29 protein-coding genes are annotated in these 26,275 nt (G+C 59.0%); 10 read left to right on the top strand and 19 right to left on the bottom strand.

The genetic code is table 11. The features are described from left to right. Positions 1 to 78 precede the first annotated feature (78 nt). Genes BLU28_RS03650 through pheT form a run of 3 tightly spaced genes read left to right on the top strand, consistent with a single transcriptional unit; the run spans position 79 to position 4,480 of the window. Positions 79 to 957: a lipopolysaccharide kinase InaA family protein gene (locus BLU28_RS03650; RefSeq protein ID WP_035206809.1), complete on the top strand. Its 879-nt coding sequence runs from the start codon at positions 79 to 81 to the stop codon at positions 955 to 957. After that, the gene (pheS, locus tag BLU28_RS03645) at positions 950 to 2,032 is read left to right on the top strand and encodes a phenylalanine--tRNA ligase subunit alpha (protein ID WP_004439367.1); all 1,083 of its coding nucleotides are present in this window, start codon (positions 950 to 952) and stop codon (positions 2,030 to 2,032) included. The genes BLU28_RS03650 and pheS overlap by 8 nt, the downstream gene beginning before the upstream one ends. A 24-nt stretch (positions 2,033 to 2,056) precedes the next feature. Further along, complete coding sequence (gene pheT / locus BLU28_RS03640) at positions 2,057 to 4,480, top strand: phenylalanine--tRNA ligase subunit beta (RefSeq protein ID WP_004439370.1); 2,424 nt, start codon at positions 2,057 to 2,059, stop codon at positions 4,478 to 4,480. Between the two features lie 53 nt (positions 4,481 to 4,533). On the opposite strand, the gene BLU28_RS03635 is transcribed toward pheT, so the two are convergent. Next, a complete protein-coding gene (locus BLU28_RS03635) occupies positions 4,534 to 5,535 on the bottom strand; it encodes an aldo/keto reductase (protein WP_045533043.1) in 1,002 nt (333 codons plus the stop codon). A 116-nt stretch (positions 5,536 to 5,651) separates the two neighbouring features. Here BLU28_RS03635 and BLU28_RS03630 point away from each other — a divergent pair, with 116 nt between their 5' ends. Continuing rightward, positions 5,652 to 6,542, top strand: a complete 891-nt coding sequence (locus BLU28_RS03630) for a LysR family transcriptional regulator (RefSeq protein WP_004439376.1) — start codon at positions 5,652 to 5,654, stop codon at positions 6,540 to 6,542. On the opposite strand, the gene BLU28_RS03625 is transcribed toward BLU28_RS03630, so the two are convergent. The 4 genes from BLU28_RS03625 to BLU28_RS03610 form a co-directional block, all read right to left on the bottom strand. Next, the gene (locus BLU28_RS03625) at positions 6,543 to 6,986 is read right to left on the bottom strand and encodes a GNAT family N-acetyltransferase (RefSeq protein ID WP_004439379.1); all 444 of its coding nucleotides are present in this window, start codon (positions 6,984 to 6,986) and stop codon (positions 6,543 to 6,545) included. Beyond that, complete coding sequence (locus tag BLU28_RS03620; protein ID WP_077986557.1) at positions 6,987 to 7,937, bottom strand: aldo/keto reductase; 951 nt, start codon at positions 7,935 to 7,937, stop codon at positions 6,987 to 6,989. Between the two features lie 107 nt (positions 7,938 to 8,044). Next, a complete protein-coding gene (locus BLU28_RS03615; protein WP_006699725.1) occupies positions 8,045 to 9,028 on the bottom strand; it encodes a GlxA family transcriptional regulator in 984 nt (327 codons plus the stop codon). Beyond that, complete coding sequence (locus BLU28_RS03610; RefSeq protein ID WP_045533036.1) at positions 9,028 to 9,588, bottom strand: isochorismatase family protein; 561 nt, start codon at positions 9,586 to 9,588, stop codon at positions 9,028 to 9,030. The genes BLU28_RS03615 and BLU28_RS03610 overlap by 1 nt, the downstream gene beginning before the upstream one ends. Before the next feature lie 178 nt (positions 9,589 to 9,766). On the opposite strand from BLU28_RS03610, the gene BLU28_RS03605 reads away from it, so the two are divergent. Continuing rightward, a complete protein-coding gene (locus BLU28_RS03605) occupies positions 9,767 to 10,750 on the top strand; it encodes a Gfo/Idh/MocA family protein (RefSeq protein WP_077986558.1) in 984 nt (327 codons plus the stop codon). Here the strand turns inward: BLU28_RS03605 and BLU28_RS03600 are convergent. Together BLU28_RS03600 and BLU28_RS03595 are read right to left on the bottom strand one after the other, a co-directional pair. Next, complete coding sequence (locus tag BLU28_RS03600) at positions 10,747 to 11,091, bottom strand: hypothetical protein (protein ID WP_077986559.1); 345 nt, start codon at positions 11,089 to 11,091, stop codon at positions 10,747 to 10,749. The genes BLU28_RS03605 and BLU28_RS03600 overlap by 4 nt on opposite strands. A gap of 13 nt (positions 11,092 to 11,104) precedes the next feature. Further along, positions 11,105 to 11,347 carry a hypothetical protein gene (locus tag BLU28_RS03595; RefSeq protein WP_004439396.1) on the bottom strand — a complete coding sequence of 81 codons (243 nt, stop codon included), beginning with the start codon at positions 11,345 to 11,347 and terminating at the stop codon, positions 11,105 to 11,107. A 188-nt stretch (positions 11,348 to 11,535) separates the two neighbouring features. Between BLU28_RS03595 and xseA the strand changes: the two genes are divergently transcribed. After that, positions 11,536 to 13,134 carry an exodeoxyribonuclease VII large subunit gene (gene xseA, locus BLU28_RS03590; RefSeq protein WP_077986560.1) on the top strand — a complete coding sequence of 533 codons (1,599 nt, stop codon included), beginning with the start codon at positions 11,536 to 11,538 and terminating at the stop codon, positions 13,132 to 13,134. Here xseA and BLU28_RS03585 read toward each other — a convergent pair whose 3' ends face one another. From BLU28_RS03585 to BLU28_RS03575, 3 genes are all read right to left on the bottom strand, one after another. After that, complete coding sequence (locus tag BLU28_RS03585; RefSeq protein WP_077986561.1) at positions 13,135 to 14,337, bottom strand: mandelate racemase/muconate lactonizing enzyme family protein; 1,203 nt, start codon at positions 14,335 to 14,337, stop codon at positions 13,135 to 13,137. It lies immediately after the preceding gene. A 54-nt stretch (positions 14,338 to 14,391) separates the two neighbouring features. Then, positions 14,392 to 15,099, bottom strand: a complete 708-nt coding sequence (locus BLU28_RS03580; RefSeq protein ID WP_004439405.1) for a FadR/GntR family transcriptional regulator — start codon at positions 15,097 to 15,099, stop codon at positions 14,392 to 14,394. A gap of 104 nt (positions 15,100 to 15,203) precedes the next feature. After that, on the bottom strand, positions 15,204 to 15,704 hold the full coding sequence (locus BLU28_RS03575; RefSeq protein ID WP_077986816.1) for a MarR family winged helix-turn-helix transcriptional regulator: 501 nt from the start codon (positions 15,702 to 15,704) through the stop codon (positions 15,204 to 15,206). 81 nt (positions 15,705 to 15,785) lie between these two features. On the opposite strand from BLU28_RS03575, the gene pecM reads away from it, so the two are divergent. Next, positions 15,786 to 16,649 (top strand): 4-hydroxybenzaldehyde efflux transporter PecM, encoded by an 864-nt coding sequence (gene pecM, locus BLU28_RS03570; RefSeq protein ID WP_060942485.1) that lies wholly within the window; start codon positions 15,786 to 15,788, stop codon positions 16,647 to 16,649. Between the two features lie 6 nt (positions 16,650 to 16,655). Here pecM and BLU28_RS03565 read toward each other — a convergent pair whose 3' ends face one another. The 3 genes from BLU28_RS03565 to BLU28_RS03555 all read right to left on the bottom strand — a co-directional run bounded on the left by BLU28_RS03565 (position 16,656) and on the right by BLU28_RS03555 (position 18,818). Further along, positions 16,656 to 17,894 carry an aminopeptidase gene (locus BLU28_RS03565; RefSeq protein WP_077986562.1) on the bottom strand — a complete coding sequence of 413 codons (1,239 nt, stop codon included), beginning with the start codon at positions 17,892 to 17,894 and terminating at the stop codon, positions 16,656 to 16,658. A gap of 87 nt (positions 17,895 to 17,981) precedes the next feature. Then, the gene (gene ybaK, locus BLU28_RS03560; protein WP_077986563.1) at positions 17,982 to 18,458 is read right to left on the bottom strand and encodes a Cys-tRNA(Pro) deacylase; all 477 of its coding nucleotides are present in this window, start codon (positions 18,456 to 18,458) and stop codon (positions 17,982 to 17,984) included. A gap of 12 nt (positions 18,459 to 18,470) precedes the next feature. Further along, the gene (locus tag BLU28_RS03555; protein WP_077986564.1) at positions 18,471 to 18,818 is read right to left on the bottom strand and encodes an ArsC family reductase; all 348 of its coding nucleotides are present in this window, start codon (positions 18,816 to 18,818) and stop codon (positions 18,471 to 18,473) included. Positions 18,819 to 19,052: 234 nt separating this feature from the next. Between BLU28_RS03555 and BLU28_RS26250 the strand changes: the two genes are divergently transcribed. Next, positions 19,053 to 19,220, top strand: a complete 168-nt coding sequence (locus BLU28_RS26250) for a hypothetical protein (protein WP_003503889.1) — start codon at positions 19,053 to 19,055, stop codon at positions 19,218 to 19,220. A 168-nt stretch (positions 19,221 to 19,388) separates the two neighbouring features. Here the strand turns inward: BLU28_RS26250 and BLU28_RS03545 are convergent, their stop codons facing one another. Beyond that, positions 19,389 to 20,105 carry a 2'-5' RNA ligase family protein gene (locus tag BLU28_RS03545; protein WP_077986565.1) on the bottom strand — a complete coding sequence of 239 codons (717 nt, stop codon included), beginning with the start codon at positions 20,103 to 20,105 and terminating at the stop codon, positions 19,389 to 19,391. A gap of 416 nt (positions 20,106 to 20,521) precedes the next feature. Here BLU28_RS03545 and BLU28_RS03540 point away from each other — a divergent pair, with 416 nt between their 5' ends. Next, positions 20,522 to 21,100, top strand: coding sequence for a TetR/AcrR family transcriptional regulator (locus BLU28_RS03540; RefSeq protein ID WP_077986566.1), 579 nt, complete (start codon positions 20,522 to 20,524; stop codon positions 21,098 to 21,100). Between the two features lie 139 nt (positions 21,101 to 21,239). After that, on the top strand, positions 21,240 to 21,728 hold the full coding sequence (locus tag BLU28_RS03535) for a hypothetical protein (protein WP_006699713.1): 489 nt from the start codon (positions 21,240 to 21,242) through the stop codon (positions 21,726 to 21,728). A 70-nt stretch (positions 21,729 to 21,798) separates the two neighbouring features. On the opposite strand, the gene guaA is transcribed toward BLU28_RS03535, so the two are convergent. The 5 genes from guaA to BLU28_RS03510 all read right to left on the bottom strand — a co-directional run bounded on the left by guaA (position 21,799) and on the right by BLU28_RS03510 (position 26,275). After that, entirely contained in the window at positions 21,799 to 23,376 is a 1,578-nt protein-coding gene (gene guaA, locus BLU28_RS03530; protein ID WP_006699712.1) for a glutamine-hydrolyzing GMP synthase, read from the bottom strand. A gap of 82 nt (positions 23,377 to 23,458) precedes the next feature. Beyond that, the gene (locus BLU28_RS03525) at positions 23,459 to 24,097 is read right to left on the bottom strand and encodes a 5'-methylthioadenosine/S-adenosylhomocysteine nucleosidase (protein WP_077986567.1); all 639 of its coding nucleotides are present in this window, start codon (positions 24,095 to 24,097) and stop codon (positions 23,459 to 23,461) included. After that, positions 24,094 to 24,543 (bottom strand): PaaI family thioesterase, encoded by a 450-nt coding sequence (locus BLU28_RS03520; protein ID WP_003520131.1) that lies wholly within the window; start codon positions 24,541 to 24,543, stop codon positions 24,094 to 24,096. The genes BLU28_RS03525 and BLU28_RS03520 overlap by 4 nt, the downstream gene beginning before the upstream one ends. Before the next feature lie 133 nt (positions 24,544 to 24,676). Continuing rightward, positions 24,677 to 25,129, bottom strand: coding sequence for a TspO/MBR family protein (locus BLU28_RS03515; RefSeq protein WP_006699711.1), 453 nt, complete (start codon positions 25,127 to 25,129; stop codon positions 24,677 to 24,679). 51 nt (positions 25,130 to 25,180) lie between these two features. Next, complete coding sequence (locus BLU28_RS03510) at positions 25,181 to 26,275, bottom strand: DUF1513 domain-containing protein (protein WP_077986817.1); 1,095 nt, start codon at positions 26,273 to 26,275, stop codon at positions 25,181 to 25,183.

The raw sequence follows: 26,275 nt of genomic DNA, 5'->3' as shown, positions 1-26,275 counted from the left end.
TATCGGCGTTTTTTAATTTAGAAATTTAGAAGACTTGGAGTATTCACGCCGTTTGAAGCGAAACCTTTGGTGGACGAAATGCAGGTCAATAAAAGTGAGGTTGTGGAAGCGGAAGGTTTCCGCGTTCATCTCGACGACGATGACATCGCAACCGTGATGCGTGTCCTCCTGAAAAGTGACCGTCGCATTCAGAAGGTTGAACTCTCGCAGCTGACGGTGTGGATCAAACGGCAGGGCACGGAGCGTGTGACGTGGTGGATGAAAATTCAGAAGCTGCTGTCAAAACTCCTGCCCTACGCTTTTCTTCGCCCTTCCGAACCGCTTGATGGCGCGGGCCTCATGCAGCGGGAACTCGAAACCTTGCAGCAGTTCCAGCAGCGCGGCTTCCCGGTTCCGCCGCTGATCTACTCATCCCGCACGGCCGTGGTGCTGGGAGATGTAGGCCCGACGCTCATGGAGCGCATGGATGCCCTGAAGGCCTCCGATCCGATCGAGCATGACGCCCTGCTTGTTAAATCCGCAGAAGCACTTGGCGAGCTGCATGCCGCAGGCCTCTGCCACGGCCGCCCGCATGTACGAGACTTCTTCTTGAAGGATGGCCGTATCGGTTTCATGGATTTCGAGGAGCGCCCTCAGGATGTCATGCCGCTGGAAACGGCGCAGGCTCGTGATATCTGGCTGCTGTTTCTGCAGGTGGCCACGCGCGCCAATGATGCCCCCAAAACCCGCGACGCCGCCTTTTCGCGCTGGCTCGAAAATGCTCCGCCCCGCGCACTGGAAGAATTAACCCGCTTGACCCGCATTCTCGGGCGTTTTTTACCGCTTGCCCGGTTGATCGGGCGCGTGCGGATGGGTAGTGATCTGCGACGCTTTATCATGGCGACCGACTATCTGATGAATGCTGTGAACACCGACGCCGCTGTTAAAAAATCCGGCAAGGCAGGAAAAGATGACTGAACTTGATACCTTGAAATCGCAATTGATGTCGGAGATCGCCGCCGCTGCCGATGAACCGGCCATCGAAGCCGTGCGCGTCTCCGCGCTTGGCAAGAAGGGCTCGGTTTCGGAGCTTCTGAAGACGCTTGGCAGCATGAGCCCGGAGGAGCGCCAGACCCGCGGCGCCGCTATTAATCAGCTCAAGACCGAAATTACCGACCTCATCGGCGAGCGCAAGAACGCGCTGAAAGACGCCGCCATCGCCGCGCGTCTCAAGGCCGAAACGGTGGACGTCAGCCTGCCCGTCCGCCAGTCTCCGGCAGAGCGCGGTCGCATTCATCCCATCAGTCAGATCGTCGACGAAATCACTGCCATCTTCGCGGATATGGGTTTCTCCATCGCCGAAGGTCCTGACATCGAGACTGACTATTACAATTTCACGGCACTGAACTTCCCGGAAGGCCACCCGGCCCGCGAGATGCACGATACCTTCTTCTTCCAGCCGGACGAAAAAGGCGAGCGTAAGGTGCTGCGCACCCACACCTCACCGGTGCAGATCCGCACCATGGAGAGCCAGAAGCCGCCGATCCGCATCGTCATCCCCGGCAAGACCTATCGCCAGGATTCCGATGCCACCCATTCGCCGATGTTCCATCAGGTCGAAGGTCTTGTCATCGACAAGAAGGCGCATGTCGGCAATCTGCGCTGGATTCTTGAGGAGTTCTGCAAGGCCTTCTTCGAGGTCGACAGCGTCGTCATGCGCTTCCGCCCGTCCTTCTTCCCCTTCACGGAGCCAAGCTTCGAGGTGGATATCCAGTGCGACCGTTCCGGCCCCATCGTCAAGTTCGGCGAGGGCAAGGACTGGATGGAAATTCTCGGCTGCGGCATGGTGCACCCAAACGTGCTGCGCGCCGGCGGGCTGGATCCGGATGAATATCAGGGCTTTGCCTGGGGCATGGGTCTCGACCGCATCGCCATGCTTAAATACGGCATGCCCGATCTGCGCGATTTCTTCAACGCCGATGTCCGCTGGATGAACCACTACGGGTTCCGCCCGCTCGACATGCCGACGCTGTTCGGCGGTCTGAGCGTTTAATCCGGTTAGCCAAGGAGCAAAGACATGAAATTCACTCTTTCCTGGCTGAAAGAGCATCTCGATACCGATGCGACGCTGGACGAGATTTGCGAGCGGTTGACGGCGATTGGCCTTGAGGTCGAGGATGTTGACGACAAGGCGGCCTACAAGCCCTTCGTCATTGCCAAGGTGGTTTCCGCTGAAAAGCACCCGGAGGCCGACCGCCTGAAAGTGCTGATGGTCGATGCCGGTGACGGCAAGCCGGTGCAGATCGTCTGCGGTGCACCGAATGCGCGCGCTGGCCTCGTCGGTGCGCTCGCACGTCCCGGCACCTATGTCCCGGGCATCGATGTCACGCTCGCCATCGGGAAGATTCGCGGTGTGGAAAGCCATGGCATGATGTGCTCCGAAAAGGAGCTCAACATTTCCGACGATCACGACGGCATCATTGACCTGCCGGCGGATGCGCCCGTCGGTACTTCCTTCGCATCATATGCCGGCCTCGATGATCCTGTCATCGAGATCAATCTCACGCCCAATCGTCCGGACTGCACCTCGATCTACGGCATTGCGCGTGATCTCGCGGCCTCCGGTCTCGGCAAGCTGAAGACAAAGCCTGCACCCTCCTTCAAGGTGGAAGGCGCAACGCCCGTCGATGTGAAGCTGGAACTGGACGATCCCGCCCTCTGCCCTGGCTTCTCGCTACGCATCGTGCGCGGTGTGAAGAACGGCCCCAGCCCGAAATGGATGCGGCAGCGTCTTCTGGCGATCGGCCTGCGTCCGATCAATGCGCTTGTTGATATCACCAACTACATGACCTTCGATCAGGGCCGGCCGATGCACGTCTTCGACGCCGCCAAGGTCAAGGGTGATCTGACCGTTCGCCGCGCAAAGGAGGGTGAGACGATCCTCGCGCTCGATCAGCGTGAATATAAGCTCGGCCCGAACAATGTCGTCATCGCCGATGAAAAGGGCCTCGAGTCTATCGGCGGCGTGATGGGTGGCGAACATTCCGGCTGCGACGAAAACACCGTCGACGTGCTGATCGAATCCGCCCTCTGGGACCCGATCAACATTGCCAAGACCGGCCGTTCGCTCGGCATCATCACCGATGCGCGCTACCGTTTCGAGCGCGGTGTCGATCCGGAATACATGGTTCCGGGCCTGGAGCGGACCACCGAACTGGTTCTGGAGCTCTGCGGCGGCGTTGCCGGCGAAGCCAGGGTCGTTGGTTACAAGGGATATCAGCCCAAGGTCGTGGATTTCCCGCTTGCGGAAGTGAAGCGGCTGACGGGGCTCGAAGTCTCGGCTGAAGAGAGCCTGGCCATCCTCAAGGGCCTGGGTTTTGGGGTCGAGGGAACGGGCGAGCGCGTATCCGTCACTGTGCCGTCCTGGCGCCCGGATGTCGACGGCAAGGCTGATCTGGTTGAAGAGGTCATGCGCATTCATGGCGTTGACAATATCAAACCCGAGCCGCTGGAAAGCTTCGGTGCCGTCAACGGTCGCATCCTGACCACGCTGCAGGTCCGCACGCGCACCGCGCGCCGTGCGCTGGCAAGCCGCGGCATGCTGGAGGCCGTCACTTGGTCCTTCATCCCGGAAGCGCAGGCGAAGCTATTCGGCGGCGGCTCGCCGGCGCTGAAGCTCGCCAACCCGATTGCGGCCGATATGTCAGATATGCGGCCCTCGCTGCTGCCGGGCCTGCTGACCGCCGCACAGCGCAATGCCGACAAGGGCTATGGTGACGTCGCAATCTTCGAGGTCTCCGGCACCTATGAAGGCGACACGCCTGATACGCAGCGCCGTGTTGCTGGCGGTGTTCGCCGTGGCACGGCCTCGCTCGCTGGCAGCGGCCGCATGTGGTCCAATGCGTCCAAGGGCGGCGGCAAGCCCGTGGATGTCTACGACGCAAAGGCGGATGCACTGACGGTGCTGGAAGCCTGCGGCCTCCCCATGGCCAATGTCCAGATCGAGGCCGGCGGGCCTGCCTGGTATCATCCCGGCCGCTCCGGCACCATCAAGATGGGCCCGAAGGTCGTGCTTGGTTACTTCGGTGAATTCCATCCGAAAACACTGTCCGAGCTGGATGTGTCGGGTGTCTATTGCGGTTTCGAGATTTATCTCGACGCCATGCAGGAGCCGAAGAAGAAAGCCACCCGCACCAAGCCTGCGCTCGAACTCTCCCCCTTCCAGGCGGTCAAGCGCGACTTCGCCTTCGTGGTTGACAAGGCCGTAGAGGCGGGGGCGATCATCAAGGCGGCAACGAGCGCTGATCGCAAACTGATCACAGGCGTCAATGTCTTCGATATTTTCGAAGGCGCATCGCTCGGAGAAAACCGCAAGTCGGTCGCCATCGAAGTGCAGATTCAACCGGTCGACAAAACTCTGACCGATGAGGATTTCGAAGCCTTGACGGCCAAGATCGTCGGCAATGTCGAGAAATCGACAGGCGGCGTTCTGCGCGCCTGACGTCGGATAACAGATTGAAAAAAGCCGCGGCAACCACCGCGGCTTTTTGTTTTTTAACGATTGGCCATCTGTGACATGCGTTCGGGATAACGTTCGCCCGCAACCTTGGACGGAGCCAGCAACGCGCCAAGGCTTTCGACTTCTTCCGGCGTCAGGGACACATCAGCGGCCGCGACGTTTTTCTCCAGATTGGCAATCTTCGTGGTGCCCGGGATCGGTACGATGAAATCCCCCTGCGCCAACACCCAGGCCAATGCCAGTTGCCCGGCAGTCACACCCTTTTCGGCAGCCATGTCTTCCAGAAGTCTGACCAGCGCCAGGTTCGCGTCGAAGTTTTCACCCTGGAAACGCGGCAGGCCACGCCGGAAATCATCGGCCGCAAGTCCGTCCAGCGATTTCAGCGCTCCGGTCAGCGCACCGCGCCCAAGCGGGCTGAACGGTACGAAACCGATGCCAAGCTCACGGCAGGTATCCAGCACGCCATTTTCTTCCGGGTCGCGGGTCCACAGCGAGTACTCGCTCTGAATGGCGGCAATCGGGTGGGTGGCGTGGGCTTTTCGAAGCGTTTCGGCACTGGCTTCGGAAAGGCCGAGATGTTTTACCTTGCCCTGCTTCACCAGTTCCGCCATCGCCCCCACAGTTTCTTCGATTGGCACATCGGGGTCGACACGGTGCTGGTAAAAGAGGTCGATGGCGTCAACGTCGAGGCGCTTGAGGGAGGCTTCGGCGACGGCACGAACATTTTCCGGTCGACCGTCCGTTCCCACCATCATCTGGCCCGCGGGTTTGCTGCCATCAATCTTGAAGCCGAACTTGGTGGCAATCACCACCTTGTCACGATAAGGCTTCAGGCCCTTGCCGAGGAGAATTTCGTTCGTGTAGGGCCCATAAACTTCCGCCGTATCGAAAAATGTAACGCCGAGGTCAACAGCGCGATGCAGCGTCGCGATCGCACTGCTTTCATCGCCCGTCGGGCTATAGGCATGGGTCATTCCCATGCAACCGAGGCCGAGCGCCGATACGGTCAGATTGTCTCCAAGGGTTCTGCTTTTCATCTGTTCGTCCTTCCATAAGGAACCGCCCGTCATCAGGGCGTGATGGGAACATAGCGAATGAGAGCAGGAAAAATAATCGCTGCAAATCCGCGTGGGTTGTTCTATAATTTAGAACAATGAACCGTGTGCAACTCTCCCAACTGGCCGTTCTCTCCGCCGTTGCCGAAGGCCGGAGCTTTCGCAAGGCGGCTGCCGAACTCGGCATTGCCCCTTCCGCCGTCAGCCATGCGGTCTCGTCGCTGGAGGCGAGCCTGGGCCTGCGGCTACTTCACCGTACCACCCGCAGCGTTTCTCCGACAGAGGAAGGAAAGCGGCTTCTCGAAACCTTGGGTCCGGCGCTTGCCGATATCGACGCCGTCATCGATACCCTTGCCGAACAGGGCGGTCGACCCGCAGGTCCTTTGCGCATCACTCTCCCCAGACTTGCCGCTGAAGATCTTATTGTGCCCCGGCTGGGGGAATTCCTGCGGCTCTATCCCGAAATCTCCCTCGAAATTTCGACCGATGATCGCTTTGAAGATATTGTCGCAAAAGGTTTCGATGCCGGGCTTCGTCTCGGGGAACATCTCGATGCAGATATGATCGCCGTGAAAGCGAGCGGGGCCTGGCGTGGCGCGATTGTCGGCGCACCGTCCTATTTTGCGGAAAATCCGCCTCCCCGTGATCCGAGGGACCTCATCCGGCATCGCTGCATCCGCCGGCGTTTTGCGAGTGGATTGATCTATCGCTGGGAGCTGGAGAAAAATGGCAAAGCGCTTGTGGTCGACGTTCAGGGGCCGCTGATCCTGTCGGACCAAAGTCTCATTCGCCGGGCGGCGATAGACGGTGCAGGGCTTGCCTTCGTTTTTGAACAGCGTGTCGAAGACGATATAAGGGAGGGCAGGCTGATCCGCGTTCTCGAGGATTGGTGCGCGCCGTTTGATGGATTTTACATCTATTACCCCTCGCGCCGGCAGATGCGTCCGGCGCTGAGGGCCTTCGTGGATTTCTTCCGCTTCCGGGGGTGATCAGAAGGTGATGCGATAGCGGATATGGCCGTCGTTTTTCACGTAGCTGTCGTAGAGCTTCTGGGCGCGGTGATTGTCCTCGCCGGTGTTCCAGTAAAGCCTGGACCAGCCCTTTTCCTTGCAGATAGCGATAAGGTCGTCCATCAGCGCCCGGCCCGTCCCCTTACCGCGGATTTCGCCATCGACAAAAAGGTCTTCCAGATAGCAGTCAGGCGTTTTCACCCAAGTGGAATCATGGAAGTGGTGAATGGCGAAACCGGCCATGCGGTCGCCAAGCATTGCCACCCGCATCGAAACGCGGGAGGCGGGGTCGAGAATGCGCTCCCATGTATGGTCGGTTACCTCGTCGGCAAGATCGACATCGTAAAAGGCGAGATAGTCGTTCCACAGGCGCAGCCATTCCGCCCGGTCAGCCGGCTGCGCATCGCGAATTACAAGCTCCATTTATGCACCCGCCTTGTCGAGAAGCGTCATCATCTCATCCGTCAGGTTCAACTCGACGGCGCGTTTGAAGCTTTCGAGCTGGGACAGGCTGGTGGCGCTGGCGATGGGCGCGGTTATCGCCTTCTTTCTCAACAGCCAGGCCAGCGCAATATCTGCAAGCTTGGCCCCCGTTTCGACTGCCACCGCATCCATGGCCCCCAGAACGGCAAGGCCACGGGCATTGACATATTCGCCCACGCGATAGCTGCGGGCGACGCCCTCTGTATCGGCCTTGGCACGATATTTCCCGGTCAGAAAGCCGGCCGCTAGGCTGTAATAATTGATGACGCCAATCTCTTCCTTCTGGCAAAGCTCGGCAAGCGGGCCTTCGAAATCCTTGCGGTTATAGAGATTGTATTCCGGCTGCAGCACGTCGTAACGCGGAAGATTATTTTTTTCTGCCGTGTCCAGCGCATCCTGAAGCTGGCTCGCGGAATAGTTGGAGCAGCCTATGGCGCGAATTTTTCCCTGTTCCTTCAGTTTTGCGAAGGCGGCAAGTGTTTCTTCCAGCGGCACGTCGGCATCCGGCTTATGCGCGAGGTAAAGGTCGATATAATCAGTCTGAAGCCGCTTCAGCGAAGCTTCGACGGCTTCGGCGATCCACTTGGCACTGAGACCGGTCTTCTGGCCGCGATTGTCGAAACCTACCTTGGTGACGATCACCGCGTCCTCGCGCCTGACGCCGGATTGTTTCAGCCACTTGCCGATGATGGCCTCGGATTCACCGCCCACATGCCCATCCACCCAAGCGGAATAGACATCCGCCGTGTCGATGGCGTTGAACCCCGCATCAAAAAAGGCGTCAAGCAGGGCAAAGGACGTCTTTTCATCCGCTGTCCAGCCAAACACGTTGCCGCCGAAGACGATGGGGGCGATGGAGAGGCCGGTGCGGCCGAGGCTTCGTTTTTCCACGGGGAATGCTCCTGTTGCTGTCTTATCGCAAGGTTAGCAACTGCCCGCCGGCATAACCATTCAATTCCTTTGATGGCAATCATCAGGCTGCGGGAGGTCCGAGATTATCAGGCGTGAAAGCCGCGATAGTGGCTGGGCGGATACCGGTTATGCTGCTGCCAGACCCGCCGCAAATGCCGGGCGGAGGCAAAACCCGCCCGTTCGGCAATGGCCTCCATATCAAGGCGGCTGTTTGCGAGAATATCACGGGCGAGGTTGACCCGCATCAGGTTGACATAATCGATGACGCTGATGCCGGCATGCTCGCGAAACAGACGTGAGAGATGCCTTTCGCTGAGCGCGGCGATATCCGCTAGCCGCTCCAGCGACCAGTCCTGCGCCGGTTCGGCCATCACGCGGTCCTGCACCCGGTGAATGGCGGGATGGATGTGGTTGCGGCCTGTGAGCCAGGGGGAGATTTGCGGATCGTTACCGCTACGCCTGAGATAAACCACCATGGTTTTGGCGATGCGTGCCGCAACCGCAGGCGATGTCAGCCGGGAGACCACATGCAGCATCAGGTCGATGCCGGTGGAAATACCGGCGCTGGAGAAACGGTTGCCGTCCTCCACGAAAAGGCGGTTTTCGGCCACCTGTGACAATGGCGCAATGCGGCGTAGCCCCTCTATACAGTCGGCATGGGTCGTGCAGTTGCGGCCGTCGAAAAGGCCCGCTTCGCCCGCCAGAAGCGCGCCGGAGCAAATGGAAATCACCGTGGTGTCGGGACGCACCGCACGGCGCAGCCATGTCGCCAGCGCCTGCCGCTCACGCTGCGTTCCCGGATCACTGTCGAAGCGTGATGTGCTCCCGGAGATCAGTAGAAGAGCATTTTCCGGCAACGTCGCCGGCAAGCTCTCAAGCCGGGCAAGCGCAAGACCAATGGAAGTTTGTTGTTCGTCGCTCGCAGCAATGTACCGGCAGTCAAAATGAATGTCGCGCTGTTCCCCGTTGGCATAACGGATCACCTCAAGCGGGCCGGCTATATCGAGCAACAGCGCATGTGGCGGCACAAGCGTATAAAAGGGAACGACGCGGGTGCCGCCCTCATCCATCAGGCGGCCTCTTTGATGGTTGCAAGCACGTCGCTGACAGTTGCGATGCGCGCGAAGCGGCCAGCCAGCACCAGTTCGGTTCGCTTGCGGATATCTTCCGCACTGAAAACGGTGCCGGAAGCATGTGTCATCGGGAAAGTCAGCGTCGCTTCGCTGACGTAGTCGACTTTGTAACCAAGATCGGAAGCGTGCCGGGTCGTGGTTTCGCAGCATTGCTCGGTACGGATGCCGGAGACGATCAATCGGTTGATGCCCTTCTCAGTCAGCCAGATTTCAAGACCGGTGCCGGCAAAGGCCGAATGGCGGTTCTTGTGAAAGGTGACATCTGGGGTAATTCTTACGCCCTCAAGTGCACGGATGTAACCGCTGTCTTTTGAGAAGGCCTTGTCACCATCGACATGGAAGATCTGCACAACGGGAATACCAGCAGCTTTGGCGCCATCGATAAGCGCCTGCTGCTTCTCAAGATAAAGCGTGAGGCCGCTTTCATCAAAGTAGGGGGCGTGACGAAAGGATTCCTGAACGTCGATGACAAGCAGCGCGGTGTTGGAAGAGGACATTTCACGGTTCTCCGTTGGGTTCATGTCTAGCATCATTTCTCTTTTAATGTGCGTATAAAAGCAGCCAGACCGACAATGACCGGACAGATCCGGCCATTCTTTATCAGTCGCGCTGCCGCGGCTTGCCAGAGTGTGTGGCGGTGCTAAGTTTCCAGGAATGACAGAACGGGAGAACGGAATGTTGCGCTTCGGAATAATCTCAACGGCGAAAATCGCTCAGGACCACGTTATTCCGGCAATACAGGATGCACAGAACTGTGTGGTCAGCGCCATCGCCAGCCGCGATCCTGCCAAAGCGCGCGCGGTGGCCGATCGCTTTTCAGTGCCCTACGCTTTCGGCTCTTATGAAGAAATGCTGGCTTCTGATGTCATCGATGCGGTTTATATTCCGCTTCCCACCTCGCAGCATGTGGAATGGACCGTCAGGGCGGCTGATGCCGGCAAGCATGTTCTTTGCGAAAAGCCGATTTCATTAAAGGCCGAGGAGATAGACGCCCTTATCGCCGCGCGCGACCGTAACGGCGTTATCGTATCCGAGGCCTTCATGGTGGCCTACGCTCCGGTCTGGGCGAAAGTGAAAGAACTGCTGGCTTCGGGCGCAATTGGTTCGCTGAAACATGTGCAGGGCGCTTTCACCTACTTCAACCGCGATCCCGGTAATATGCGTAATATTCCCGAACTGGGCGGCGGCGCCCTGCCGGATATCGGCGTCTACCCGACGATCGTGACGCGTTTTGCCACCGGTGCGGAACCGAAACGTGTGCAAGCGACCGTCGAACGCGACAGTGAATTCGGCACGGATATCTACGCTAGCGTCAGGGCCGATTTCGGCGGTTTTGAACTGAGCTTCTATCTGGCGACACAACTCGCCTCCCGCCAGCTCATGGTCTTCCATGGCACGGACGGTTACATCGAGGTAAAGTCGCCCTTCAACGCCAATAGGTGGGGTGCGGAAGAGATCGAGTTAACCAATCAGACCCATAACGTCTCGCAAATCTTCCGGTTTCAGGACAGCCGTCAGTACAAGCTGGAAGCGGAGGCCTTTGCCCGTGCGGCGAAAGGTGAGGGCGACGTCGTCACGTTGGAAAGCTCAAGGAAGAACCAGCTTTTCATCGACGCCATCTACCGGGCGGCGGAAAAGGACGGCTGGGAAACGGTTTAGTCTCGCTCTTGCCGTTGCCTTTGAAGCCGCCAATAGCCGTAAAGCGCCAGCAACAGTGCCGCGAATGCTGAAAAGACAAGTGGCACGAGCGGTTGCACCAGGGGGTTGCGCCATTGCAGCAGCGCAAAAAGCCCGACGCTGACAATACGTGAGGTAAAAGTTACGGCGTTCATCAAGAAACCGTTCGGCCTCAGCCGCCAGCTTGTTGCGAGCCCCGTTGCCGCGCCGGGCACGCGGGCGACGAGCGCATCAACGCCGAGATAGAACATAAGCAGGCAGGAAACGATAATGTCGGCGGCCAGCCCGCAAATCTCGGTAAGGGCAAAGCGCGGAAGCCTCAAGGCCGGGGGGCTTTTAGAGGGTTGGCTGAGTGGAACGCGGGCGCTGCAGCACGAGAAGGCTGATAACGACGCCGACGACACCGAAATTGTAACCGGCGAGTGCCAGAAGCAGCGACATCAGCGGTACGGCCGTGGGCGAAAGTGCGATCGCCACGCCATAGGCACCGATAATCATCATGCAAATGAAAACGATGCTGAAAACCGAACGTAACGCAACTGCGGTTACGCCAAGCAATGTGGCGGTAAGAAAAATCATGATGCCGCCTCCTCTTTGGTTGCCGGGCCTGGGACAGACGTAACGCCGTCTTCCCTAACGAACCCTTGTTTTCTCCTCCATTCCCCATTTTCCTAACTCTGTAGTTGAGGATATGGTTTCATCGCGGTTAAAAAAGCGCTGGCCGGCGCTGGCATTTCCGAATCGACGGCTTTTGGTTACAAACAGGCATGAGCGATATCTTCTCCCACGCCGCATTGAGCAATCTTGCCGAATTCTCGGTCTCCGAACTGTCGGGCTCCATCAAACGCACGGTGGAGACGGCGTTCGAACAGGTGCGGGTGCGGGGCGAAATTTCTGGTTATCGTGGGCCGCATTCGTCAGGACACGCCTATTTCTCACTGAAGGATGATCGCGCCCGCATCGATGCGGTGATCTGGAAGGGCACCTTCTCGCGGCTGAAATTCCGCCCGGAAGAGGGCATGGAAGTCATCGCCACCGGCAAGATCACCACCTTTCCCGGTTCCTCGAAATACCAGATCGTCATCGAAAACCTTGAGCCTGCCGGCGCCGGCGCGCTGATGGCGCTTTTGGAAGATCGCCGCCGGCGGCTGGCGGCGGAAGGGCTGTTCGATCCGGCTCGCAAGCGCCGCCTGCCTTTCATGCCGCGCGTCATTGGAGTTGTGACCTCGCCAACGGGCGCGGTCATCCGCGATATTCTCCACCGCATTTCGGATCGTTTCCCGGTCCATGTCGTCGTCTGGCCGGTCAAAGTGCAGGGCGAAGGCTCGGGTGAGGAGGTGGCGAACGCCATTCGCGGCTTCAACGCGCTTCAGCCCGGCGGCGAGATTGCCCGCCCCGATGTAATGATCGTTGCGCGCGGCGGCGGCAGCCTCGAAGACCTCTGGAGCTTCAATGACGAAATCGTCGTGCGCGCCGCTGCCGAGAGCGAAATCCCGCTGATTTCCGCCGTCGGACACGAGACCGATACGACATTGATCGATTATGCCGCCGACGTGCGCGCCCCGACGCCGACGGGAGCCGCCGAAATGGCGGTGCCGGTGCGGACGGAACTCGAAGCGCAGCTTTCGGGCCTTGCTGCCCGTCTTTCGGGCTCGGTATCACGACAGATGGACAATCGCCGTCAAGGTGTGCGGGCGCTGGTGCGCGCGCTGCCTTCGCTCGATCAGCTTCTTGCTTTGCCGCGCCGCCGGTTCGACGAGGCCGCGAGCGGTCTCGGTCGCGGATTGGAAATAACAGCTCTCAACAAGCGCCGTGCCTTCGAACGTTCTGCCTCGGGTCTCAGGCCGGAAACCCTGTTGAACGGTCTCAAACACCACAGGCAGCGGATTACTGAACGTATGCACCGGGCCGAGACCCTGGTGGAACGCCGCCTGTTGCAGGGCAAGGGCCGCGTTGATGCTTTCGATTCCGCGTTGCGTTCGCTCCCTGCCCGACTTCTCGGCCAGCTGGAGCGGCAGAAGGAACGCGTCGTCACCGCGTCTCGTCGCGCCGATACCGCCGTGTTGCATCGCATGGCGCAGAACCGTTCCGGTCTCGCCGCCCATGATCGTATCCTGCAATCGCTGTCCTATAAGAACGTGCTGAATCGCGGTTATGCGGTGATCCGCGATGATGAGAACCGGCCGCTGACTCGTGCTGCGGCTATCGCGTCAGGCGCTGTTGTCTCTATGGAATTCGCCGACGGTCGCGTCTCCGCCATCACAACGGGAGAGGGGACGCCGTCCCCGGATGCGCCCGTCGCGTTGAAAAAGAAGACGGTCAAACCGGCTTCTTCGGACCCTGGCAATCAAGGCAGCCTGTTCTGATCAGATTGATGCCGCATCTGAAAAACGGCGGCTGACGGTGAAGGTTTTTTCGATATCGGGATGCAGCTCCATGCCAAGGCCAGCGCCTGGCGGCACGGTGATCATGCCGTTCTTCACTTCCGGCAATGCGGTCACGAGATCGCGATACCAGGTCTTGTAGAAGGCACGCACGCTTTCCTGCACCAGCGCATTCGGCGCATTGAGCGACAGATGTGTGGAGGCGCAGAGCACCACCGGCCCGGTGCAATCATGCGGGGCGACCGGCAGATGCCAGGCTTCCGCCATCGAGGCAATCTTACGCGCTTCGGAAATCCCGCCGCACCAGCTGATATCAAGCATCACCACACCGGCAGCACCTGTCTCGAGCAGGTCGCGGAAGGCCCAGCGGGAGCCAAGCGTTTCGGACGCGGAAATCGGTGCGGGCGAAACGTCGGCATACCGCGTCAGGCTGGAAAGGCTGTCCATCTTGATCGGGTCTTCATGCCAGAAGGTCTGGTATGGCGTGAGCGCCTTGGCGATCTGCATGGCGGGCAGAAGCTGCCACATGGAGTGAAACTCCACCATGATATCCATCTTGTCGCCCACCGCTTTGCGGATTTTTTCAAACGGCTCAAGCGCAGTCTTCAGGTCCGGCATCGAGATATATTGCCCGCGCGTCTTCTCCGCCGCTGCATCGAAAGGCCAGATCTTCATGGCCGTGATGCCGTCTTCCAGCAGCGAATGGGCAAGCTCGTCCGCGCGATGCAGGAAGCCGTTCAGATCGTCATAATCCTTGCCACCGGAGAGGCCGTAATTGGCCGTCTGCTGGCCGGTGGCTTTCTTGATATATTCCGTGCCCGCGCAGGTATTGTAGGTACGGATTTCCTTGCGGCTGAAACCACCGAGCAGCTGGGCTATCGGCTGGTTGGTGGCCTTGCCGAAAATATCCCAAAGCGCAATATCGAATGCCGAATTGCCGCGCACTTCCGCACCGGATGAGCGGAAGCCGAGATAACCGACGAGATCCTGCGCCAGAAGGTCGATCTGCAGCGGATCGCGGCCGATGACCCTGGGTGCAATATATTCATGCACATAGGTCTCCACCGTCTCGGCGCCATAAAAGGTTTCGCCAAGCCCGGTAATGCCTTCATCCGTATGGACCAGAACCCAGAGCAGGTTTGCCCGTTCCGCCACGCGGACGGTCTCGAGTTTGGTGATTTTCATGAAGTGTCTCCTCCAGAGGCAGTCAGTTTCCGTCTGGGACGGCGTTGAAAAAAATCAGGCGATGCCGGCCGCCAGAAGCGCGTGAACGCTTTCATCGAAATGACGCGCCATCAGCGTTGAAGCGGTTTGCGGGTCACCGGCGGCAATGGCCTGTCCGATGGCGATGTGAAGTTCGCCTGCAGCATGTCGCTGTGCATCGGATGTGCGGCTTTTCCAGCCGATCGGCCACGTCTGGCGCGTTACATTCTGAAAGGCGCCGAGAATGAGTTCAAAAACCGGGTTCTTGGAGGCTCTTGCAACAGCAAGGTGAAAAGCCAGATCATGTTCCATGACCTTGTCATTGTCGCCAAAGTCCCGCTCCATGTTGTTGGCATGGTCGAGAATGGTGAGCGCTTCCGCATCCGTTCTTCTGAGCGCCGCGAGCGTCACGGTTCTGACCTCGATCGTGCGGCGCACATCGTAGATCTGCTGAATGTTGATCTGCTCAGTGTGAATGCCATGTTCGAACATCAGCGACATCGCACCATGATCCAGCGTCGCCACCGTAGCGCGTTTGCCGGCGCTGACATCGATCAGCCGCATGGCCGATAGGGACCGGAAGGCCTCACGGACGACGGTGCGGGAAACGCCGAGCTGCTGCGAGAGCGAAAGTTCGCTCGGGAGCTTGGCGCCGGGCGCAAGTTCGTTTTCGCGGATATGACGGGTGATCGCGCCGATCGTGCTGCTGACGAGGCCGGATTCATGCGAAATGGCACTTAACATTTTTCCTCCAACCTGTAGTACAGGTTTACGGAAAATTGCTTACAGGATTTTTGGGCGCGAAACAAGCGGCATCACGGAGCATTATGTTTGCCAGGCGGAAATGCCTATGCTTCGAAATCCCGCAAGAACCGTTTCAACAGCTGGTTCAGCGTCGTGCGCTCTTCCTCGCTCAGACTGGCGACCAGGCGCTGCTGGTTTTCGACATGTGCACCGACCGCTTCCTCGACAATGGAAAATCCCGGTTCTGTTAACGATATCAAGACGCTGCGCCGGTCATCGGGATTATGTATGCGCTTCACAAACCCAGCTTTTTCGAGCTGGTCGATGCGGTTGGTCATGGTGCCGGAGCTTACCATTGTCATCGCCAGCAGATCGCCGGGGGAAAGCCGGTAGGGTGATCCGGAACGCCGTAATGTTGCGAGAACATCGAAAGCGGAGGAGGAAAGACCGTGCTTCAGCAGCACGGTCTCCACCTCTCGCGCTAGATGGGTGGTGAGACGGTTCAGGCGCCCCAGCAGAGCCATGGGTTCGACATCGAGATCGGGCCGCTCCCTGCGCCATTGCGCCAGAATGTGATCGACGCGGTCAAGTGGTTCTTTGCTCATCATCAAGGCATAACAATTAGTATCTTGACGTCAAGATAAAATCACTTAGGGTGCATTTGTCTTGATATAGAGATTCTTGAAATGAAGAAAAATACAGCCTATGCCGCCGATGTGCTGACGACTTCTCTTGCTCCCGCTATTTGGGGCACGACCTATTTCGTCACCACCGAGCTTTTGCCTCATGGATACCCTCTGCATGTCGCCATGCTGCGCGCATTGCCGGCTGGCGTGTTGCTGCTGCTTTTCGTGAGAAAACTGCCAAACGGTATCTGGTGGCCGCGCAGCCTCATTCTGGGGGCACTGAATTTCTCGTTCTTCTGGGCGATGCTTTTCGTTTCGGCCTATCGGCTGCCCGGCGGCGTGGCGGCAACGGTGGGCGCGGTCCAGCCCCTGATCGTGATTGGCCTTTCTCGGCTGTTTCTCGCGACACCGGTCCGGCCGCTGGCTATCGCGGCCGGTTTTCTGGGTATTGTCGGTGTGGCGCTTCTGGTTCTGGCGCCGGGGGCTGCGATGGATGGTATCGGCGTGGCGGCAGGCCTTGCCGGTGCCGTGTCCATGGCTTTTGGAACAGTGCTGACCCGCAAATGGCGTCCGCCGGTGTCGAACCTGACGTTTACCGCCTGGCAATTGACAGCCGGTGGTATCCTGCTGCTGCCGGTCGCGTATTTTTTTGAACCCACACTGCCGACGCCGACGGCCGCCAATATTCTCGGCATGGCCTATCTGGGTCTTATCGGCGCTGCCTTGACCTATTTTCTGTGGTTCCGCGGACTTGCCCGCATCGAACCTTCCGCCGCCGCATCGCTTGGTTTTCTAAGCCCGGTCGTTGCAACCCTGCTCGGCTGGCTGGCGCTCGGCCAAAGCCTCACGCCAGCGCAGATCGCAGGTTTCGTTGCGGTGCTCTTCAGCATCTGGCTCAGTCAGCGCAGCCAGTTGCCGAGATAGGTGTCGTCAGGCCCATTCGCCCTTGCGCATGACAGGAACCGTGGAGCCATCCGGCCTCACGCCATCGATAGCCACCTTGTCGGAACCGATCATCCAGTCGATGTGGATCAGGCTGGAATTGCCGCCCTGCGCCTTGATCTGATCCTGCGACAGCGACGCGCCGTCGAGAAAGCACTTCGAATAGCACTGACCGAGCGCGATGTGGCACGAGGCATTTTCATCGAACAGCGTGTTGTAAAACAGGATGCCGCTTGCCGAAATCGGCGAGGAATGCGGCACCAGCGCCACTTCACCGAGACGCCGCGCGCCTTCGTCAGTGTCGAGTACCTTGTTCAATACAGCTTCGCCCTTCGAAGCCTTGGCTTCGACGATACGTCCACCCTCGAACTTCACCTGGATATCGTCGATCAGCGTTCCCTGATGCGACAGGGGCTTGGTGCTGGAGACGTAACCGTCGACCCGCAACGCGTGCGGTGTCGTGAACACTTCTTCGGTCGGGATATTGGGGTTGCAGGTGACCCCATTCTTGGCGGTGGAGGCGCCGCCATGCCATTCGTGGCCGTCCGCCAGGCCGATCTTCACATCCGTGCCGGGGCCGGTGAAATGCAGTGAAGCGAAACGTTCGCCATTCAGCCACGCCGAGCGCTTGGCAAGGTTGGCATTGTGCTCAGCCCATGCGGCGACCGGATCAGCCAGATCCACCCGCGAGGCAGCGAAGATGGCCTCGGCTAGCCTGCGGACGGCTTCGTCTTCCGTCACGTCGGGAAACACCTGCTTTGCCCAGGAGGGGTTCGGATAGGAGATGATGTTCCAGTTGATGTCGAAGTTGGAAATCTTCTCCAGCGCCGGCTTATAGGCGGTGGAGTTTGCTTTATTGGCGCGGGCAACCTTGGCGGGGTCCTGTTCGGCCAGCAGCATGGGGTTATCGCCGGCAATTGCCAGCCGCGCCGCGCCGTTCGAATAGGCCTTTGCCATGCCATCATAAAGCCAGCCGGAAGCCCGGTCGAAATTGGCGTCGCTCGCATGGCGATAGCGGGCAAGCGTGGTTTCTTCGTCGGAGTAAAAGGTGGTAACCAGTCCGCCGCCCGCCATATAGGCATGTTTTGTCAGCAATCGCACCAGCGGCAGCGCTGCCAGCGGCGCGGTAATCACCAGATCCTGATCCTTCTGCAATTGCAGACCGACCTTGATGGCGACTTCGGCCAGTTTTTCGAGTTTGACGGGATCGATGGGGGAAACAGTCATGATCTGCCTTCGTCTATTTCAATCGGAGGCGCCGACCATAGCCCATTCCTCCTGAAAGCCAAACGCTTTCAGGCGCGCCCCTGCGCCTCAATCGGCGACCAGCGGTGCGGCAATGGCGTTCAGTGCCGTTTGGGCATCTCGGGGAGAAAGCCTCACCTGCAAGCCGCGCTGCCCACCATTCATGTAGACATAATCATGCGTCATCGCTTCGGCCTCGATGGCCGTAGGCACCTGTTTCTTCTGCCCGAAAGGGCTGATGCCGCCGACATGGTAACCGGTGGCACGCTCGGCATCGGCAGGTTTCATCATGCTGGCGGATTTGCCTCCGAAAGCGGCCGCAAGCCTCTTCATGCTGACCTCACGATCCGAAGGGACGACGACACAGACCGGCTTGCCGTCCAGCTCCGCCATCAGCGTTTTCAGCACCAGATGCGGTGGCTCGCCGATCGCCTCGGCCGCCTGCAGGCCAATGCGGTCTGCATTCGGGTCGTAATCATAGGTAACGGTGGTGAAGGCGACGCCCGCCTTGTTCAGCATCTGGGTGGCGCGGGTTGTTTTGGACATGGCAGATTGCAGTCACGCAAAAAGAGTCTGGTAGGTTTCAGGCTTGAAACCGACGGTTATCTTGCCCTTCGCCTCCAGCACCGGACGCTTGATCATGGAGGGCTGCTCCAGCATCAGTGCAATGGCCTTCTCGCGGCTCAGGCCAGCCTTCTGGCCGTCATCGAGTTTTTTGAAGGTCGTACCGGCGCGGTTGAGAACCATTTCCCAGCCCGCGACATCGCACCATGTCTCCAGATGGGCGCGGTCAATGCCCGAGGCCTTGTAGTCATGGAAAGAATAGTCGACGCCATGGGTTTCCAGCCAGCTTCTGGCCTTCTTCATCGTGTCGCAGTTCTTGATGCCGTAAATGATGATCGTCATGCTGCCAGCCTCTTTGTGTTCAAGCTTTCCGGCATAACAAAATATCCGCCTTATTCAACCCGCCGGCTGAGGCGCCCTGCGTCCTTTTGAAGACGCCAGGCCTGAGCCATGCGAAATCGCAATGGCTGATATCCGAACGAGCGCGAGCAAAGCTGCATGGCTTCCCTGCTGCATCATGAGTTGTAGAACGGTGCGGAAATGCCCATTATCTGGGCATCAAAGATGGAGAGAAAAATGCGTCAGGTTGCAAAGACATCGCGTAACTTCTTCGGTGAAACTTTCGCCGTTCTCGGTGCAGCGCTCTCGGTTTCGGCCGCTGTTCGCGCGCATCGCAAGCCCGCCCGTGCCGATCTCGAAGCCCTCGGCATCGATGGCAAGGCTTTCGACAAGGTTCAGCTCTAAGCTGGTTATCGTTCCCGGCGAGGCGGCACCGCCTCGCTCGCGCCGGATACCGGAACACCCGGTTCTCGGCGGGCGCTACAAACTGCGCTTTTGCTGGCGCATCCTCTGCGTCTACAGCAGTGGGGCAGCTAATGCTAGGCATGTATGCCGTGCTTTTTCACGCAAGCGTTATCGCGCCGCCATCTTGTGCGCCGACCGCTTCTGCGGCCTGAATATTTTTTCCGGCAGATATAATTGACTTTCCGGCTGCTCATAGCGGTCCGCTTTCGCCGAAAGCGGGAAGCGCCCGAGAGATTCGTGCCGCGTCTCTCCATTATGGCTGAAGATGAGTTCGAAGCTGCCCGCCAGCCAGCTATATGGTTTTTCAACAGGCATGATGTCGATTTTCCCGCAGCCATAGACCACGGTGAGATGCGGCGTGAACGACGATGCGGCGACAAAGGGCAGATTGGCCCGCCAAAGCGCGCGCTGCACCATCTTCGCCAATGCTCTGAGCTCCAGCATCTCGCGGCGGCTGCTTAGCGCCAGACAGCTGCGATTGCCGAAAAGCGAGCTGCCATCGAACGTAATCGGAACGGGACGCGCCCTTATTTCCGCCAGTGCCGCCTTCAGCCGGTTTGCGAAACCGCGAGGCACGGTGTCGAAACACCCGACGCAAAGGAGGGTGATATGCAGAAGCTCGGCTGGATGGGCCGCCCGCTTCGTCCGCCCGGCGGCATGGCACGATGCATCGGTGAAAATTCTCTCCGCCAAGGCCACGGGCGGCTTCAGCACGATTAAGACCTTGTTGCCAAATCGCGGATTGACCCGTCGCTGCTTCTCCAGATCGAAGCCTTCGAGGAAAAGCTGCCCTGACCCTCCATTATCCGTCAACTCGAAACTCACGACGATGCTCCACGGCCTTTGCTCAAGGCCGCAATATTATCATCGCCGAGGAAAATTGGAAGAACAAAAAGCGAACAAAACTTCACCATGTGCCGGGCAATATCCGATACGGCCTTTCGCGAACGCAATCCGTATAACCCGGCAACTCGGTCTGGGACAGACGATCTCAGCTGGTCCGCAGGACCAGCAATCCGCTAGCGAAGGCGGCGGGAAGCAGGGCCAACCGAGAAGCCAATGCGAGTGGCATGTCGATGGGGGCCAGGCAGTGACGGGGCAATGGCGGAGGGCATGCCTTTATTTCATGGTTCTCCGCCTGTGGTCGTCGGGGTCGATCCTCATTCGGATCCCATCGCCGGGGCTTATTCACCGCAAAGAACGCGTTTGACATTCTACCTACTAGTTGGTAGGTGAGAGACATGAAAAGCTCTAATACCAAAGCCGATGACATTCTCCAGTGCGCCCGGACCCTGATTGTAAGAGGGGGCTATAATAGTTTTAGCTACGCCGATATTTCCCATGTAGTCGGCATTCGTAACGCGAGTATTCATCACCATTTTCCCAGCAAGGCGGACTTGGTCGCGAAACTGGTGTCGCAGTACAGGCACGAGGCCGAAGCCGGTATCGCCGCGCTGGAGCAGCACATTCCAGATCCGCTGGAGCAGCTTCGCGCCTATATCGGCTATTGGGAGCGCTGCATCGCCGATGCAACCCACCCCTTCTGCGTCTGTGCGCTGCTTGCCGGCGAAATACCGATTCTTCCCGAAGCGGTCGTTTTCGAGGTGCGTGCGCATTTTCGGAGTCTCTCGGACTGGCTTACAGCCGTGCTGGAGCGCGGCGCTTCCCAGGGGCGCCTTGCACTAACCGGCACAGCGCGGGTCAATGCTGAGATGTTCATGGCCACCGTGCACGGCGCAATGCTCTCAGCGCGCGCACATGGCGATGCCGCAAGCTTTGGCGCCATAACCCGCCCGATGCTGGAGCGCATCACCGCTTGAACTGCATCTTGCGAGGGGCGTCGACGCATGACCCAAACGGGACCGACCGATCAACTAATGACGCTGCTCTGGCAGACATGCCGGCGACAATCTGCGTTCCGGACCACCCCATCTTTCAGGAAGAGAAAGGCAATTTCGCATGTTCGGTATTTCTTCGCTTGGCTGGATCCACACGCTCGGCAGCCTGCCGGCCATTCCAGCGGCCATTTTCATGTTTACCCGTTACGGTCGCATCGTCCCCCGATCCACGCCCGGGGCAATCTACTTTGTGTCCATGCTGATTGGCGCTGCAACTGTCTTTCTTGTGGCGCATCAGCCAATCAGCTACGTCGTTGGCGTTCTGACCATCCTGTTCTTGCTTGCAGGCTACGGTATCGAACGCGTTCTGGGTTCAACGCGTATCGCCAGATATATTGAAACCATCTGTCTCAGCATTACCGCGTTTCTGTTGATGGTCCCGACGGTGAGTGAAATTCTGCGCCGTGTTCCCGACGGTCATCCGATAGTGACAGACCTGAAATCGCCGCTGCTTCTCGGCGCCCAGGCAGGATTGCTGGCGATCCTCGTGGTCGGCCTGACTGCCCAGATGATCTATCTCATCCGACAAAACAAAAACGCCGCGAACTAGTCGCGGCGTCGTCTTTCTTCCTTAGATACGGTGGCGTTGCGGCAGCAACCTCACCGTATCGAGTATGGTCCTATTCCCACTCGATCGTGCCGGGCGGCTTGCTCGTGACATCGTAGACGACACGGTTGATGCCGCGCACTTCGTTGATGATGCGGGTTGCCGCACGGCCGAGGAAGTTCATGTCGTAGGGATAGAAATCCGCAGTCATGCCGTCCACTGAGGTCACCGCGCGCAGCGCACAGACGAAGTCATAGGTTCGGTAGTCGCCCATGACGCCAACAGTCTGGACCGGCAGCAGCACGGCGAAAGCCTGCCAGATGGTGTCGTAAAGACCGGCCTTGCGGATCTCGTCGAGATAGATCGCATCCGCTTTACGCAGGATATCGAGCTTTTCACGGGTAATCGCACCGGGGCATCGGATCGCAAGACCCGGACCGGGGAAGGGATGGCGGCCGATGAAGCTTTCCGGCAGGCCGAGTTCGCGGCCAAGAGCGCGCACTTCATCCTTGAAGAGTTCACGCAGCGGCTCGACGAGCTGCATGTTCATGCGCTCGGGAAGACCGCCGACATTGTGGTGGCTCTTGATGGTCACCGAAGGGCCGCCGGAGAAGGAGACACTTTCGATGACGTCGGGGTAGAGCGTGCCCTGCGCGAGGAAGTTCGGAGCACCCTTGCCATCGGCGGCAATCTTGGCCGCTTCGGCCTCGAAAACCTCGATGAACAGACGGCCGATGGTCTTGCGCTTCACTTCCGGATCGGAAACGCCGGAGAGTTCGCCGAGGAACAGGTCGGATGCGTCCACATGAACAAGCGGAATATTGTAGTGGTCGCGGAACATGCCGACGACCTGTTCGCTTTCCCCAAGCCGCATCAGCCCATGATCGACGTAAACGCAGGTCAGCTGGTCGCCGATAGCCTCATGAATGAGAATAGCTGCAACCGAAGAATCGACGCCGCCTGAAAGTGCACAGAGTACCCGGCCGGTGCCGACCTGCTCGCGGATCTTGCGGATCATCTCGGCGCGATAGGCCGCCATCGTCCAGTCGGATTTCAGGCCAACGATCTTGTGCACGAAGTTTGACAGCAGCTTGCCGCCATCGGGCGTATGCACCACTTCCGGATGGAACATGGTGGAGTAATAGTGGCGCGTCTCGTCCGCTGCGATGGCGAACGGTGCGTTTTCGGAGGTTGCGATGACCTCGAAACCTTCCGGCAGCTTCGTCACGCGGTCGCCATGGCTCATCCACACCGGGTAGCTTTTGCCCTGCTCCCAGAAGCCGTCGAACAGCGGGCTAGCCTTCTTGATGTCGATATCGGCGCGGCCGAATTCCGCCGCATGGCCGCCCTCGACAACGCCGCCGAGCTGTGTGCACAGTGTCTGCTGGCCATAGCAGATGCCGAGGATCGGTACCTTGCTGTCGAACACTGCCTGCGGCGCGCGCGGGCTTCCTTCCGCCGTGACAGATGCGGGGCCGCCGGAGAAGATCACGCCCTTGGGCTGAAGTTTCTCAAACGCCTCTGCGGCATTCTGGAACGGGTGGATTTCGCAATAGACCCCGGCTTCGCGGATGCGGCGCGCAATCAGCTGCGTCACCTGGCTGCCGAAATCGATGATGAGAATGCTGTCGGGATGGGCTATCTGGGTCATGGCGAGCCTTTAAAGAAAATGGCGGCTTTAGGCAACCCGGAAGCGGGTGGCAAACGATAGAAAATCGCGAAAATCGCAAGGTTCAGAGGGCTATCGCGCCGTCTTCGATAGCGCGACAGAGCCGGTCAACGGCATTCGCCAGTTTTTCATCGATGATGTGCAGATACTCGGTCCAGTCATTCACGTGTTTCACATCGGCCTTGCCGTCGGAAATACCGCGCAGGCCAATCAGCGGTAAACCGAAACGCTGGCATGCTCTTAAAACTGCATATGTCTCCATTTCCACCATATCGGCGTCGATCAGCCCATAGGCCTCGCCGGAAACGACGTTGGCGCCGGTGGAAAGCCGCGCCCCGGCAACGTCGGGTATCCGCAATGGCAAGGCCACCTCCGCCGGCAGGTCGAGAAACGGTGTGCAACCCTTCGCAAAACCGAAGGGAGAGGCATCCATGTCACGATAAGAAACCGACACTGCCTGGTAGATTGCGGTCTGTTCGAGCGTGCGGGAACCGGCGGAGCCGAGCGAAACGACGAGGTCGGGCAGATGGTCAGCCGCATCGAGACCAGCAAGAACGGCCGTCACCGAAATGGCCGCTTCAACCGGGCCGACGCCGGTCATCAGGGGCGTAATGCGCGCCTGAAGGTGGGGGCCGTATTCGGCAGAAGCCGCCATGACGAAAAGAATGGATTTATCGGCGACGTGCGAAAGCCGGTAGCTCATCCGGTAATATCCTCGCGTCCTTTCACCACCATCATCGTGCCCGTCATTGAGGCTATCAGCTTTGCCGGCCCATCGGACAGGGCATAGGCGCGGCCATCGGCGACGATAAGATTATTGCCGGGCTTGATGATCTCGCCGCGAAACAGAAACCGCTCGCCGCGTCCCGGCGACATGAGGTTCACCTTGAACTCGATGGTCAGCAGCGAGGCTTCCGGCTCAATGATCGTATAGGCGGCATAGGTGCAGGCGGTATCCAGACCGGCGGCGATGACACCCGCATGCAGTATGCCGTGCTGCTGCGTCAGCTTTTCATGAAAAGGGAGTTCGATTTCCACCAGCCGGTGTTCGATACGGCTGATTTCGGCGTTAATCGCCTGAACCACGCCCTGCCGCGCAAAGCTTCTTTCTATCCGCTGACGAAAATCGCCGGGATCAGTGATCTCCATGGCCTGCCTGCCTGCTTCTGCCTCATCGCAAACTGACATGGCGCGGGGCGGCAGGCAAGACAAGGGCGATGCGGCAAATTAGAGAAATTAGGAAAAATCCAGCGCGCTTTTCCTTTGGAAATGCGCAAGCACTTTAGTTAAGCATGCCGATGCTTGCGTTGAGCACCGTCGCAAAGGCGACCCATACGGCATAGGGTACGAAAAGCCACATTGATATGCGGTCACGACGATAGGAAAGCGCTATAAAGGCGACGATGCTGATCAGCATCGGGATGATGACAATCAATGCGCCAGCCGGACTTTGCATGCCGAAAAAGATCGGCGACCACAGAAAGTTCAGTACCATCTGGGTGAACCAGAGCCGCATGCGCGTTCCCATCGGCTTGCGAATCCATGTCCGCGCGCCAGCAACGCCGATCAGCACGTAAAGCGCGGTCCAGACAGGCCCGAAAATCCAGTTGGGCGGATTGAAGAAAGGCTTCTGCAGCGATTGATACCATTCGCCGGGCACATTGTTGACGCCGATCAACGCCCCTACGGCAACAACGACAACCACAAAGACAATATAGATCGCAAGATTTCTCATGATCGGTCCAATGCGCCGGCTGGGCTTTTGTTCCCCTGTTTTTTCAATATTTTAGCTGGATAGCCGCACGATGTGCTGGTCCCATGCCACATCGCTGCGCCGGGTTCCGAAAAACCCCTGATAGGACGAAACCGCGATGCCTCTTAAGGCGGGCGCAACACCTGCCGCGTCCCGCACTGTCGTCTCGGAAACCACACGCCCGGTTTTTGCATCCAGCGTCACGGCGGCGTTGCCGTTGGGCGAGGTCAGGCCAACCAGCTGATCGCGTCGGTTGACGGCGATCGCACCCACATAATTGGCAAGGCGGACCGTTGTTTCTTCCGGCAGATCCACAAAGGTTACTTCCTCACCCCTAGAGAAATGGCCGACAAGTGGCGGAAGATCGTTGCGCGGTCCTTCATACTGGCAGGCGAACCAGATGCGCCCGTCATCCCCGATATCGACATGACGTGTGGATAGCTGCCGCAGTCCGTTCGGCATCGCGTGTTTCTGAATCAAATGGCCGGTTGCGGCGTCCAGCAGCACGAGAGCAGGTTGCATCCTGTCGACGTTGAGCTTGGTGCGGCCGAAATCCGGATGGGTTTCGATACCACCATTTGCGATGATGATCGTTCGCCCGTCGTCGCTCACCGTCATGTCGTGCGTGCCGACGCCATGCGCGTCATATTCGCCGATGCGTATGAAGCCGTTTCTGGCGTCATAGAGCCCGATAACGCCACGATTGCCGTCGAAGTCGTTTTCGCTGGCATAGAGGATCGACCCATCTGGCGAAAACTGTCCATGACCGTAGAAATGGCGGTTTTCCGGCGTGTGCATCACGATCGGTTCGCGATGCCCCCCGGGGTCGAAGGCCATAAAGAATGTCCCCGGCCGGCGGGCAAAGGCCACGGTCATGCCGGTCGCGCGGCTCGTCGCCATTCCATGGGCGCGGGCAGGAAGCGTGACGCGGTCGATGATCTCGCCGCCCTCGCTCACCGTCGCAATGCCGTAGGACCCGTCACGGGCGCGGAAGGCAGACGCAAAGACCGCGTCTGTCCGCTCAAGCGCATAAAGTGGACGGGGAGCCAAGGCGGTCAGGAAGGAAACTCCCGCCGCTTTGATGAAGCTGCGCCGATCTATCAGTGTCCGCCTGGTGCCGGAGATCAT

It is taken from the genome of Agrobacterium pusense, assembly GCF_900102105.1.
Taxonomy (GTDB): domain Bacteria; phylum Pseudomonadota; class Alphaproteobacteria; order Rhizobiales; family Rhizobiaceae; genus Agrobacterium; species Agrobacterium pusense.
This window is presented reverse-complemented; position numbering and strand designations above follow the sequence as displayed.